This window comes from Paenibacillus sp. J31R122, assembly GCF_056269185.1.
Genome location: NZ_JBWDNM010000009.1, coordinates 269,344 through 282,094, shown reverse-complemented (window position 1 = coordinate 282,094; position 12,751 = coordinate 269,344). Strand labels below are relative to the sequence as shown.

The window sequence follows — 12,751 nt, the reverse complement described above, 5'->3', positions numbered from 1 at the left end:
TTTGCTTCGCAAACCTTGGTTTATGTTTTACGAAGTAGGTTTGCTTCGCAAACCTTGGTTTATGTTTTACGAAGTAGGTTTGCTTCGCAAACCTTGGTTTATGCTTACGAAGTAGGTTTGCTTCGCAAACCTTGGTTTATGCTTACGAAGTAGGTTTGCTTCGCAAACCTTGGTTTATGCTTACGAAGTAGGTTTGCTTCGCAAACCTTGTAGGAGGTTCAATAATGGAAACGTCAGCAGTCGTGTCGAAGCTTGTTATTATAACAGGGATGTCGGGAGCGGGTAAAACAATTGCTGTACAAAGCCTTGAGGATCTCGGTTTCTTCTGTGTAGATAACTTACCTCCCGTTCTTATACCTAAATTTGCAGAGTTAATTGAGCAATCAAATGGAAAAATAGGAAAAGTGGCGCTTGTTATCGACTTGAGAGGCCGGGAGTTTTTTACCGCGCTGTCTGAGTCATTAACCTATATTAAAGAGCACTCTACTATTAGCTGCGAAATATTGTTTTTGGATGCTACCGACGAAATACTGGTTCAACGTTATAAGGAGAGCCGTCGTCGCCATCCATTAGCGCCGGATTCCATGCCGCTAGAGGGCATTCGTAATGAACGACGTTTGCTGGAGGATTTGAAAGGCTCGTCGTCGCAGGTAATTGATACGAGCAACTTGAAGCCCGGTCAATTAAAGGAACGCATTATTTCGCGTTTTACAAATCTTGATCATGGCAGTCTCTCTGTTAATGTTACTTCATTTGGATTCAAATATGGAATTCCAATAGATGCCGATCTGATTTATGATGTTCGATTTTTGCCTAATCCGCATTATGTAGAGCATCTGCGGCCGAATACCGGACAAAATCCTGATGTGTATGATTACGTGATGAAATGGCCTGAGACGCAACAGTTTCTAACCAAACTGCTAGACATGCTGCAATTCCTTATTCCGCTTTATCGTAAGGAAGGAAAAAGCCAGGTAGTTATCGGTATAGGATGCACAGGTGGGAAGCACCGCTCCGTTGCAATTGCCGAGTATTTGGGACGCATGTTAGGCAGCAGTGATACGGAACGTGTTCGTGTCAGCCATCGCGATGCCGAGCGTGACAAGCACTGACGGGGTGAGAGAATGCAGAGTAGCAGGCAAAAAATAATAAGGCGGCCCAAAATTGTCGTAATCGGGGGCGGAACGGGACTTTCAGTCATGCTTCGTGGATTGAAAGAAAAGCCGCTCGACATTACAGCTATCGTTACGGTCGCTGATGACGGAGGAAGCTCAGGTATCCTGCGGAACGAGCTGCAAATTCCTCCTCCTGGCGATATCCGCAACGTGCTTATGGCGCTGGCTGATGCGGAGCCTCTGCTCACTGAGGTACTTCAGTATCGATTTAAGACGGTGCCAGGTCTTGCAGGGCACAGCTTGGGTAACTTAATGCTCGCGGCTATGACAGATATTTCGGGTGACTTCGTCACTGGGGTACGGGAGCTAAGTCGTGTTCTTGCTGTGAGGGGAAGGGTGCTTCCTGCAGCAGGTCGGGCGATCGTCCTGAAGGCTGAGATGGAGGATGGCTCAATTGTAACCGGTGAGTCTACGATACCGAAGGCTGGAAAGAAAATAAAACGTGTGTTTCTTGAACCGCTTGATGTAGAACCGCTGCAGGAGGCGGTTGAAGCCATTGAGCAAGCTGATGCGATATTAATTGGTCCAGGAAGCTTGTACACGAGTATTATTCCCAATTTGCTAGTACCGAAGTTAGCTTCTGCAATCGTGGAATCTGAAGCGGTCAAGCTCTTCGTCTGCAACGTTATGACACAGCCGGGGGAAACGGATAATTTTTCGGTTGGCGATCATTTAGACGCGATTCATACTCACATAGGTCACCATTTATTTGACTATGTCATCGTGAATGATGGAGAAATACCTCCTCAAGTCGAAAGCAAGTATGCGGAAAAAGGTGCCAAGGCTGTTGCTCTTGATCTAGATGAGGTCACGCAAAAAGGGTATGAGGTTATAGCTGACCGTCTTGTATTATTTCGTACTTTTTTGCGTCACGATGCAGAACGTTTGAGCCATCATATATATAAGCTGGTTGAGAACTGGATGTTACGAAAGAGGTGATAAAAGATGTCTTTTGCGGCGCAAACAAAAAAAGAGCTTACAATGATCGAAGCGGACAGCTGTTGTGAGAGAGCGGAATTGTCGGCACTCATACGGATGAACGGTTCTGTTAGTGTATCCAGCCGCAAAATCGTTTTGGACATCTCGACGGAAAATGCCGCAATTGCCAGAAGGATTTATTCCTTGCTCAAAAAGCATTATGATGTCCATGTGGAGCTGCTCGTCCGTAAAAAGATGAGGCTTAAAAAAAATAATGTTTATATTGTCCGAATCCCAGCGCGGGTGCAGGAAATACTGAGTAAGCTGAGAATTGTTTCAGAAGGGTTTATGTTTAATCTGGGCATTGATAAAGAGATTATTAAAAAGCCATGCTGCAAACGCTCGTATTTGCGGGGAGCTTTCTTAGCAGGAGGATCAGTTAATAATCCAGAAGGATCATCCTATCACTTGGAAATTTCGTCGATGTACGAAGAGCATTGTGAAGCGTTAGTTTCTCTTGCAAACAAATTCGACTTGAATGCTCGTTGTATTGAGCGTAAAAAAGGATTTATTTTTTATATTAAAGAGGGCGAGAAAATTATTGAGCTCTTGAATATCGTCGGAGCGCATCAAGCATTATTCAAATTTGAGGATGTTCGCATTATGCGTGACATGCGTAATTCCGTCAACCGTATTGTTAATTGTGAAACAGCTAATCTTAATAAAACGATTGGTGCTGCAGTACGCCAGATTGAGAACATCAAGCTGCTGCAAAGAGAGGTCGGTCTAGAGAACTTGCCTGATAAACTAAGGGAAGTAGCCGAGGTAAGGATGCAGCATCCAGATATGAATCTGACTGAGGTTGGCGAAATGCTGAAAGGCAAGGTCAGTAAATCGGGTGTAAACCATCGATTACGTAAAATTGATGAGCTGGCTCAAAAAATCCGAGGTGTCTGAACATTAAACTAGTGCATCAGCTGGTATAATGATATAATAATGTAAAATGGCTTTATTTCTAAAGATAAGAACTTGTAACTCTGAAAGCTTGGTTACACTTATCTTTCATCGCTAAGCAAAACGCGTTTTTACAGCTAGAGGACGGCAATAGTCGTTTGCGCCTGTGACGTATGTAATGTTTGAGTAAAATATAGGGGGTATGGTTTCCATGACAAGGCTTCCGGTAGTCGTTCGTCTAAAGACGGGGCTTCATGCAAGACCTGCAGCGTTATTCGTACAAGAAGCGAACAAATTTTCCTCCGAGGTATTTGTTGAGAAGGACGATAAGAAAGTAAATGCTAAATCCATTATGGGAATAATGAGCTTGGCGATCAGTTCGGGCACTGAAGTATCTATCAGTGCAGAGGGTTCGGATTCAGAACAGGCTGTAAACGCTTTAGTCGCATTGGTGAGCAAAGAAGAGCTTGAGAACCAATAAAGGCTTTAAAACAGAAGAGGAGACGTCACGCAGCTTCTTAAGAGGCTTGCGGTGGCAGCTCTTTTTTTCGTTATAGGCTATTTGAATTTATGTAAACAAAAAAACAGGCCAGAGATGATCTCTCGCCTGTTTTTTTGTTATGCGTATGATGGATTAGCCGATTTTCTCGATAACCTTATCGACAAGGCCGTATTCTTTCGCTTCATCAGCGCTCATGAAGTAGTCCCGGTCAGTATCCTTCTCTATACGGCTAAGAGGTTGACCGCTGCGCTCTGCCAGAATGCCGTTAAGCTTGTCACGCATTTTGATGATGCGCGCTGCGCGTATTGCGATATCACTTGCTTGGCCTTCTGCACCGCCAAGTGGTTGGTGGATCATGACCTCACTGTTCGGAAGCGCGTAACGCTTGCCTATCGCTCCTGCCGTAAGTAGAAAGGCTCCCATAGAAGCAGCCATGCCGACGCAAATTGTAGAAACGTCCGGTTTTATATATTGCATCGTATCGTAGATAGCCATACCGGAAGTAATTGAACCGCCTGGGCTGTTAATGTAGAGAGAAATGTCCTTCTCTGGATCGTCTGCCGCTAGAAAAAGCATTTGAGCAATGATGGAGTTGGCCACCACGTCATTTACACCTGAACCGAGAAAAATGATGCGATCTTTCAATAGGCGAGAGTAAATGTCATAAGCACGCTCACCGCGATTGCTTTGCTCAATAACCATAGGTACGAAATTCATATCCAACGTAATCGCCCTCCTTAAACATAATGAATGGTTAATTCGTATTCTCATAATAACGGATGAAAACTCAAAAGTCAAAGATAGTCAAACAAGCCAAATGTTCTGAAAATCTAAATACATATTGCTCAATCGTGAACAGCTGTCGCCGTCCTATAAAGTAAGAGTATTTGTTTCGCGGCGATATATGATCACATCAATAATTGATAAGTGAAAACTTATAAGGCGTAACTTCTAAGTCACTGCCTGATTTTATGTAACAAGGCGTAACTGCAAAATCAGTATTTGATTTTAGGTAACTATATGTGGACGAGCATCCTGGGTTCCATAAGCTCAATTCGTTAGAGGTTGATTGGTGACTAGAATGGAAATTATCCAATCAAACAACACTTTTTTTCGTTTTCGTTGTATTTGAATGGAAAAGATCCAATCTAACAGGATGTTAAGGACCATATGAGCGCGATGAGGACAATTAGATTGGGTGAAATACAGTCTAACTCAAACCAATCATTCTGGATGTGGCGGTGATTGGATGTTATACAGTCAAATCAAGAGCATCACCTTCATCTCATGAAGTCTGAGTCTTCTACCTCTTTATCCTCAAGCGCTGATGTCGGATTTGAGCCATTTAGAAAGTCTTACATAGTTAAAACAAAAAAACCGTTCCTGCGAATAGGAACGGTTTGTGTGTATCATTATAGTGTTTAGAAGTTGGTATGGCGCGCCCGCTAGGAATCGAACCTAGATCTCAGGCTCCGGAGGCCTACGTCATATCCATTGGACCACGGGCGCAAAACAGTAGCAAAAATGATTATATGATATTCAACGATTTAAAGCAAGAGGATACCGTAAATTAAATTTGTGAAAAAAGTGTCGGAAAACGGTTCCAAATGGAAAAGGGCCCTTGCGGCATTCTTATATTTCCGATAAACTAAAGGTGGGACTTGAAACGATATAGCGGGACTTATTACGTCCAGCTACAAACTGCCAATATAGCCAGTGGCTAATGGAGTGAAGGATAAGAGATGCGTCAGATCATCGAACTGCAGCAACAGCTTGTGCCTGATCTGCTTGACGTCATGAAGAAGAGGTATTCGATATTGCATCAAGTGATGCTGTCGGACCTGATCGGGCGAAGAACATTGGCATCAGCATTATCGATGACGGAGCGAATGCTTCGTGCTGAGACTGATTTTCTGAAAGCGCAGGGTCTGCTCGAGATTCATTCGGGAGGCATGCGAATCAGTGAAGCAGGTAAGTTATTATTAGAAAGTCTGGAACCCTTTTATAAATCAATGTTTGGTTTGTCCGAGCTGGAGGAATTGATTCGATCCCACTTTGGACTCACTCAAGTCATTGTTGTAGCAGGTGATTCCGAAATATCCTCGCAAACGAAGCGTGAGCTTGGTCGTGCGGGCTGCCAGGTGCTTAATAAGGTTATGCAGCCAAATGATGTTGTTGCCGTAACAGGCGGGTCTACGATCGCGCAGGTATCGAGTCAGCTCGTGGTAACAACGCCGCTCAAGACCAATTGGTTCGTGCCAGCTAGAGGCGGTCTTGGAGAAAGCTTGGATTACCAAGCGAATACGATTGCTTCCACGATGGCAAAGCGAACGGGAGCGCAATATCGGCTCTTACACGTACCTGATCACCTGGGTGAAGAAGCATTCGCATCCATCATGCAGGAGCCTAACATACGTGAGATAGTGGATGTGATTCGCAGTGCGCGAATTGTTGTTCATGGGATCGGAGACGCTATGGTAATGGCAAGACGCAGACGGTTAGATCAGGAAGTAGTAGACGCCATTGATGCTGAAGGTGCGTTAGCAGAGTCTTTCGGGTTTTATTTTGACCGAAATGGGGCTGTTGTACACAAAATGCAGACGGTGGGGTTACGGCTCGAAGATATTGTAAAGACTGAAGTTGTTATAGGCGTTGCCGGCGGCAAGAGCAAAGGCGAGGCGATAGCAGCGATCATGCGTTTCGGTCACAACGATGTACTCGTTACTGATGAGGCCGCAGCACTTGAAATCGCAGCGTTAATCGAGCAAGAGAAGCATGGATTGTAATTATAGTAGGGAATCATGATGCTTTGAAGTCGGCTTTCCGCCGAAACTGCAAACATCTTGAAATATATATATTATTCTTTTAAAAACGCTTAGGAGGAAACAAAAATGGTTAAAGTTGGTATTAATGGTTTTGGTCGCATCGGTCGTAACGTATTCCGCGCAGCACTTAACAATCCAGATGTTCAAATCGTGGCAGTAAATGATCTTACGGACACTGCAACACTGGCACATCTTCTGAAATACGATACAACTCACGGTCAGCTTGACGCTACTGTAGAAGCAAAAGAAGGCGCGTTGGTTGTTAACGGTCGCGAAATCAAAGTATTCGCAGAGCGCAACCCGGCTGATCTTCCTTGGGGTTCTGTAGGCGTTGAAATCGTAGTTGAATCAACTGGTATTTTCACAGCGAAAGAAAAAGCTGAGCTTCACTTGAAAGGCGGCGCGAAAAAAGTTATTATTTCCGCTCCTGCAACGAACGAAGATATCACAGTTGTAATCGGCGTTAACGAAGATAAATATGACGCTGCGGCACACACCATTATTTCCAACGCTTCGTGCACAACGAACTGTCTTGCTCCTTTCGCAAAAGTATTGAATGATAAATTCGGAATCGTTAAAGGTATGATGACAACGATCCATTCCTACACGAATGACCAATCCGTACTTGACGTGCCGCACAAAGATTTGCGTCGTGCTCGCGCGGCTGCTGAGAACATCATTCCTTCATCGACTGGCGCAGCAAAAGCTGTTTCCCTTGTTCTTCCTGAGCTTAAAGGTAAATTGAACGGTATGGCTATGCGTGTTCCTACACCTAACGTATCTGTAACTGACCTTGTTGCTGAGCTTAAAGTTAACGTAACAGTTGAAGAAGTTAACGCTGCATTCAAAGAAGCTGCTGACGGCGCTCTTAAAGGCATCATGAACTACAACGAATTGCCGCTTGTATCAAGCGACTACAATAGTGATCCTGCTTCTTCCACAATCGACGGTTTGTCGACTATGGTTGTTGAAGGCAACATGGTTAAAGTTATTTCTTGGTATGACAATGAGTGGGGCTACTCGAACCGCGTAGTTGATCTTGTTACTTACATCGCTAGCAAAGGTCTGTAAGAAAAGAAGGCGGACGTGTCTTGGCATCGGATAAGGTGTCAAGGTCCATGGTTCGCGGCTCCTAGGGAGCCTGAACCATGAGGGCGTTTCTTCTTTAGAAGGAACGCCCTTCTTTTTTTGAGCTATAAGAGTTTATTAGTTTTGACTTAGCCATAGAGGACGGCGATAGCCGTTTATGCTTGCGACTAAGGGTCTATTTAAGTTATATTTCGCCCTATTATTCTTCTTCTTTCCACAATAATGTCCAGGGAGGCTTCATCGATGAATAAGAAAAGTGTACGTGATGTAGCAGAATTAGCAGGCAAAAGAGTATTTGTTCGTGTAGACTTTAACGTGCCGATCGAAGACGGTAAAATTACGGATGACAAACGAATCCGTGAAACACTTCCAACGATCAAATTCTTGATCGAAAAAGGCGCAAAAGTAATTCTTGCAAGCCACCTTGGCCGTCCGAATGGTCAAGTGGTTGAAGAGCTTCGCCACACTGCATCTGCTGAGCGTCTTGCTGAGCTGCTTGGCAAGCAAGTAACGAAAGCAAACGAAGCAATTGGCGAAGCAGTTGAAGCTCAAGTTGCAGCTTTGAATAACGGCGATGTATTGCTGCTTGAAAACGTACGTTTCTATGAAGGTGAAGAGAAGAATGATCCTGAATTTGCGAAAGCACTTGCTAAGCTTGCGGATCTTTTCGTAAATGACGCATTCGGGGCTGCTCACCGCGCTCACGCTTCGACTGAAGGCATCGCACATTTGTTGCCAGCCGTATCCGGATTACTTATGGAGAGAGAGCTTGAAGTTCTTGGTAAAGCTCTAAACAACCCAGAGCGTCCTTTCACAGCCATTGTTGGCGGATCGAAAGTAAAAGACAAAATTGCTGTTATCGATAAAATGCTTGAAATTGCTGACAATGTATTGATCGGTGGAGGATTGTCTTATACTTTCTTCAAGGCTCAAGGTCATGAAATCGGCAAATCTCTTGTAGACAACAGTAAGCTTGATCTAGCACTTGAGTTTATGGAAAAAGCAAAAAAGCTAGGCAAAAACTTCTTGATCCCTGTTGATATCATCGTTACTGACGATTTCAGCGCTAATGCAAACACACAAGTGGTTGACATTGACAGCATCCCTGCTGATTGGGAAGGTATTGACATCGGACCGAAAACACGTGAGCTTTATGCAGACGTAATTAAAAACTCTAAGCTTGTTGTATGGAACGGACCAATGGGCGTATTTGAAATTGAGCCTTTCTCCCACGGAACACAAGCAGTTGCTCGCGCTTGCGCAGAGACAACGGGTTATACAGTTATCGGCGGCGGCGATTCAGCTGCAGCGGCTGAGAAATTCGGTCTTGCTGATAAAATGGACTTCATCTCGACAGGCGGCGGCGCTTCCCTAGAGTTTATGGAAGGCAAAGTGCTTCCAGGCGTTGTAGCTCTAAACGATAAATAAGAGCTTTTGAATAGAAGCTTTCTATATAACGATCTAAATAGGAGGAATTATAATGAGCACTAGAACACCGATTATTGCGGGTAACTGGAAAATGTTCAAAACGGTTTCTGAAGCCGTATCCTTTTTCTCTGAAATTAAAGGCAAAGCTGAGGTTGCTGGTGTAGAGAGCGTAATCTGTGCACCATACACGACGCTTCCTGCGCTTGTTGAAGCTGCAAAAGGCACAACGATTGCAATCGGCGCGCAAAACGTACATTTCGAAGATAATGGCGCATTCACAGGTGAAATCAGCGGCGTTATGCTGAAAGATCTTGGTGTTAAATACGTGATTATCGGCCACTCTGAACGTCGTGCATACTTCGTAGAAACAGACGAAATTGTAAACAAAAAGGTTCACGCTACATTCAAGCATGATTTGCTTCCAATCGTATGTGTAGGTGAGAAGCTGGAAGAGCGCGAAGCGGGACAAACTAAGGAAGTTTGCAAAGTACAAACAGAAGCGGCTTTCCAAGGCCTGTCTGCTGAGCAAGCGGCACAAGTAGTTATCGCATACGAGCCAATCTGGGCTATCGGAACGGGCAAATCTTCTACATCTGAAGATGCACAAGACGTTATCGGATACATTCGCGGAGTAGTAGCAGGCTTATATGATGCGGCAACTGCAGAAGCTGTACGCATTCAATACGGCGGCAGCGTGAAGCCTAATAACGTAGCTGAATACATGGGCCAATCAGACATTGACGGCGCTCTTGTAGGTGGTGCAAGCTTAGAGCCTGCATCGTATATCGCACTGGTCGAGGGGGCCAAGTAAGATGGCTGCTCCTAAACCTGTAGCATTAATTATTTTAGATGGCTTCGGCTTACGCGATGATGTTACTGGCAATGCAGTAGCGCAAGCGAATAAACCCAACTATGATCGTTACTGGTCAACTTATCCGCATACAACATTGACAGCATGCGGTGAAGCGGTTGGACTGCCAGAAGGTCAAATGGGCAACTCTGAGGTTGGGCATTTGAACATTGGCGCGGGACGTATCGTGTATCAGGATCTGACGCGGATCAGCAAATCGATTCGTGACGGAGAGTTTTTCGATAACGAAACCATTCTTGGTGCCGTGCGTCACGTGAAAACGAATAGCAAGAAGCTTCATCTCTATGGATTGCTGTCGGATGGCGGCGTACACAGTCACATCGAGCACTTATTCGCTTTGCTTGACCTTGCGAAGAAGGAAGAGCTTGAAGAGGTGTACATTCACGCGTTCCTCGATGGACGCGACGTATCACCAGATAGTGCCAAGGGTTACTTAGAACGTTTGCAGGCGAAGATCGAAGAAGTCGGTGTTGGCCGTATCGCGACTGTTCAAGGCCGCTACTATGCAATGGACCGCGACAAGCGTTGGGAACGTACAGAGAAGTCTTACCGTGCAATGGTGTACGGCGAGGGGCCTCAATATACGAACCCGATTCAAGCAGTAGTTGAATCCTATGAGAAATCGGTTTATGATGAATTCGTTATGCCAACGGTTATTGTAGATGGAGTGAATAAGCCAGTAGGTCTAGTGGAATCCGAGGATGCCGTTATTTTCTTCAACTTCCGTCCTGACCGCGCGATTCAATTATCGCAAGTATTCACAAATGAGGATTTCCGCGGCTTCGATCGCGGCGAGAAGTATCCGGTTAACCTGTATTTCGTCTGCTTGACGTTATTCAGTGAAACCGTTGGCGGATTCGTTGCGTATTCACCAAAGAACCTCGATAATACGCTTGGTGAAGTGCTCGTCCAGAATAACAAAACACAATTGCGTACTGCTGAAACAGAGAAATACCCGCATGTGACGTTTTTCTTCAGCGGCGGACGCGATACAGAGCTTCCAGGCGAAACCCGTGTGCTTATCAATTCCCCTAAGGTCGCAACGTACGATCTTAAACCGGAAATGAGCGCATACGAGCTAGCTGAATCTACTGTTCGAGAAATCGAATCAGACAAGCATGATGTTATTATTCTTAACTTCGCTAACCCTGATATGGTGGGGCACTCCGGTATGCTGGAGCCGACGATCAAGGCAGTAGAAGCAACGGATGAATGCTTAGGTAAAGTAGTGGAAGCTGTACTTGCCAAAGGCGGCGTATGTATCATTACAGCTGACCATGGTAACGCAGATATGGTATTCGATGAGAATGGCCGTCCGTTTACGGCGCATACAACGAATCCAGTTCCGCTTATCGTAACAAAAGCTGGTGAAACATTGCGAGAAGGCGGGATTTTGGCTGACATCGCTCCAACGCTTCTCGATCTAGTTGAACTGGAGAAGCCTAAGGAAATGACAGGTATCACGCTAATCAACAAGTAAGGCTCGAAATCAAAGCCATTGATGCAAACCAAAATAAAATGAATAAAAGGAGTGTTTTCTAATGTCAATTATTATTGATGTATATGCACGCGAAGTGCTTGATTCCCGCGGTAATCCAACAGTTGAAGTAGAGGTTTCTCTTGAGTCCGGCGGCAAAGGCCGTGCGATCGTTCCATCCGGCGCGTCCACAGGCGCATACGAAGCAGTTGAGCTTCGTGATGGCGACAAATCCCGTTACCTTGGTAAAGGCGTTATCAAAGCTGTTGACAACGTCAACACAATTATTGCTCCAGAAATCATTGGTTTGGATGCTCTTGATCAAGTAGCAATCGACCGCAAAATGATTCAACTAGATGGTACTCCAAACAAAGCTACACTTGGCGCTAACGCTATCCTTGCTGTATCAATGGCAGTAGCTCGCGCAGCTGCTGACGCGCTTGATGTACCTCTATATACTTACCTTGGCGGATTCAACGCTAAGACGCTTCCAGTTCCAATGATGAACATCATCAACGGCGGCGAGCACGCTGACAACAACATCGACGTTCAAGAATTCATGGTTCTTCCAGTTGGTGCTGAAAGCTTCAAAGAAGCACTTCGTATCGGTGCTGAGATCTTCCACAACCTTAAAGCAGTATTGCATGACAAAGGCTTGAACACAGCTGTAGGCGACGAAGGCGGTTTTGCACCTAACCTTGGTTCAAACGAAGAAGCTATTACTACAATTATCTCGGCTATCGAGCGCGCGGGCTACAAGCCAGGCGTTGACGTATTCCTAGGTATGGACGTTGCTTCAACAGAATTCTTCAAAGACGGCAAATATGTTCTTGCAGGCGAAGGCAGATCATTTACTTCTGCTGAGTTCGTTGACCTTCTTGCATCATGGGCTGACAAATATCCAATCATCTCGATCGAAGACGGTTGCTCCGAAGATGACTGGGATGGTTGGAAATTGCTTACTGAGAAGCTTGGAAGCAAAGTGCAACTCGTTGGTGACGATCTGTTCGTAACGAACACTGAGCGTCTTTCTGACGGAATCGAGAAGGGTGTAGGTAACTCCATCCTTGTTAAAGTAAACCAAATCGGTACACTTACTGAGACATTTGATGCTATCGAAATGGCTAAACGCGCAGGCTACACGGCTGTTATCTCTCACCGTTCAGGCGAGAGCGAAGACAGCACAATTGCTGATATCGCAGTAGCTACAAATGCTGGTCAAATCAAAACAGGCGCTCCGTCCCGTACGGACCGCGTTGCGAAATACAACCAATTGCTTCGTATTGAAGACCAGTTGGGTTCAACTGCTCAATATGGCGGTAAAGCAGCATTTTACAACTTGAAAAACTTTAAATAAGACTCGTTAGCGGCTTTATGATAGCCGATTACGCTTTGAAGGGTATGTTCCATTTATGGAGCATGCCCTTTTTTATATCTGCGTGATTACGCGAAAGTTGTTGTATGAGGCACTGAAAAGAAGCGGAAGCTATAAAAAGAAGCTGTCGTTTTTCG

Annotated in this window: 11 protein-coding genes and 1 tRNA gene; 10 read left to right on the top strand and 2 right to left on the bottom strand. The window is 45.0% G+C overall.

The genetic code is table 11. The features are described 5' to 3' along the window. The first annotated feature begins 224 nt into the window (after window positions 1-224). The 4 genes from rapZ to AC0YN7_RS16920 all read left to right on the top strand — a co-directional run bounded on the left by rapZ (window position 225) and on the right by AC0YN7_RS16920 (window position 3,528). Entirely contained in the window at window positions 225-1,112 is an 888-nt protein-coding gene (gene rapZ, locus AC0YN7_RS16935; RefSeq protein WP_475811188.1) for an RNase adapter RapZ, read from the top strand. Between the two features lie 12 nt (window positions 1,113-1,124). Further along, window positions 1,125-2,114, top strand: coding sequence for a gluconeogenesis factor YvcK family protein (locus tag AC0YN7_RS16930; protein ID WP_475811187.1), 990 nt, complete (start codon window positions 1,125-1,127; stop codon window positions 2,112-2,114). A 6-nt stretch (window positions 2,115-2,120) separates the two neighbouring features. Beyond that, window positions 2,121-3,050 carry a DNA-binding protein WhiA gene (gene whiA / locus AC0YN7_RS16925; RefSeq protein WP_475811186.1) on the top strand — a complete coding sequence of 310 codons (930 nt, stop codon included), beginning with the start codon at window positions 2,121-2,123 and terminating at the stop codon, window positions 3,048-3,050. A gap of 208 nt (window positions 3,051-3,258) precedes the next feature. After that, a complete protein-coding gene (locus tag AC0YN7_RS16920; protein ID WP_475811185.1) occupies window positions 3,259-3,528 on the top strand; it encodes an HPr family phosphocarrier protein in 270 nt (89 codons plus the stop codon). A gap of 153 nt (window positions 3,529-3,681) precedes the next feature. Here the strand turns inward: AC0YN7_RS16920 and clpP are convergent, their stop codons facing one another. Next, on the bottom strand, window positions 3,682-4,266 hold the full coding sequence (clpP, locus tag AC0YN7_RS16915) for an ATP-dependent Clp endopeptidase proteolytic subunit ClpP (RefSeq protein WP_475811218.1): 585 nt from the start codon (window positions 4,264-4,266) through the stop codon (window positions 3,682-3,684). 717 nt (window positions 4,267-4,983) lie between these two features. Next, window positions 4,984-5,058 (bottom strand) — tRNA-Arg (locus AC0YN7_RS16910). A 233-nt stretch (window positions 5,059-5,291) separates the two neighbouring features. Here AC0YN7_RS16910 and AC0YN7_RS16905 point away from each other — a divergent pair. From AC0YN7_RS16905 to eno, 6 genes are all read left to right on the top strand, one after another. Continuing rightward, window positions 5,292-6,335 carry a sugar-binding transcriptional regulator gene (locus AC0YN7_RS16905; protein WP_475811184.1) on the top strand — a complete coding sequence of 348 codons (1,044 nt, stop codon included), beginning with the start codon at window positions 5,292-5,294 and terminating at the stop codon, window positions 6,333-6,335. A 105-nt stretch (window positions 6,336-6,440) separates the two neighbouring features. Continuing rightward, the gene (gap, locus tag AC0YN7_RS16900) at window positions 6,441-7,445 is read left to right on the top strand and encodes a type I glyceraldehyde-3-phosphate dehydrogenase (protein WP_475811183.1); all 1,005 of its coding nucleotides are present in this window, start codon (window positions 6,441-6,443) and stop codon (window positions 7,443-7,445) included. Between the two features lie 261 nt (window positions 7,446-7,706). Continuing rightward, window positions 7,707-8,891, top strand: coding sequence for a phosphoglycerate kinase (locus AC0YN7_RS16895; protein ID WP_475811182.1), 1,185 nt, complete (start codon window positions 7,707-7,709; stop codon window positions 8,889-8,891). Between the two features lie 52 nt (window positions 8,892-8,943). Continuing rightward, window positions 8,944-9,702, top strand: coding sequence for a triose-phosphate isomerase (gene tpiA / locus AC0YN7_RS16890; RefSeq protein WP_475811181.1), 759 nt, complete (start codon window positions 8,944-8,946; stop codon window positions 9,700-9,702). A 1-nt stretch (window position 9,703) separates the two neighbouring features. After that, window positions 9,704-11,242: a 2,3-bisphosphoglycerate-independent phosphoglycerate mutase gene (gene gpmI / locus AC0YN7_RS16885; RefSeq protein ID WP_475811180.1), complete on the top strand. Its 1,539-nt coding sequence runs from the start codon at window positions 9,704-9,706 to the stop codon at window positions 11,240-11,242. A 61-nt stretch (window positions 11,243-11,303) separates the two neighbouring features. Further along, window positions 11,304-12,596, top strand: coding sequence for a phosphopyruvate hydratase (gene eno / locus AC0YN7_RS16880; RefSeq protein ID WP_475811179.1), 1,293 nt, complete (start codon window positions 11,304-11,306; stop codon window positions 12,594-12,596). Window positions 12,597-12,751: the final 155 nt, after the last annotated feature.

Excerpts from the sequence above, each read along its gene's own strand:
- rapZ (WP_475811188.1), top strand. The coding sequence starts at position 225 with ATGGAAACGTCAGCAGTCGTGTCGAAGCTTGTTATTATAACAGGGATG.
- AC0YN7_RS16930 (WP_475811187.1), top strand. The coding sequence starts at position 1,125 with ATGCAGAGTAGCAGGCAAAAAATAATAAGGCGGCCCAAAATTGTCGTA.
- whiA (WP_475811186.1), top strand. The coding sequence starts at position 2,121 with ATGTCTTTTGCGGCGCAAACAAAAAAAGAGCTTACAATGATCGAAGCG.
- AC0YN7_RS16920 (WP_475811185.1), top strand. The coding sequence starts at position 3,259 with ATGACAAGGCTTCCGGTAGTCGTTCGTCTAAAGACGGGGCTTCATGCA.
- clpP (WP_475811218.1), bottom strand. The coding sequence starts at position 4,266 with ATGAATTTCGTACCTATGGTTATTGAGCAAAGCAATCGCGGTGAGCGT.
- AC0YN7_RS16905 (WP_475811184.1), top strand. The coding sequence starts at position 5,292 with ATGCGTCAGATCATCGAACTGCAGCAACAGCTTGTGCCTGATCTGCTT.
- gap (WP_475811183.1), top strand. The coding sequence starts at position 6,441 with ATGGTTAAAGTTGGTATTAATGGTTTTGGTCGCATCGGTCGTAACGTA.
- AC0YN7_RS16895 (WP_475811182.1), top strand. The coding sequence starts at position 7,707 with ATGAATAAGAAAAGTGTACGTGATGTAGCAGAATTAGCAGGCAAAAGA.
- tpiA (WP_475811181.1), top strand. The coding sequence starts at position 8,944 with ATGAGCACTAGAACACCGATTATTGCGGGTAACTGGAAAATGTTCAAA.
- gpmI (WP_475811180.1), top strand. The coding sequence starts at position 9,704 with ATGGCTGCTCCTAAACCTGTAGCATTAATTATTTTAGATGGCTTCGGC.
- eno (WP_475811179.1), top strand. The coding sequence starts at position 11,304 with ATGTCAATTATTATTGATGTATATGCACGCGAAGTGCTTGATTCCCGC.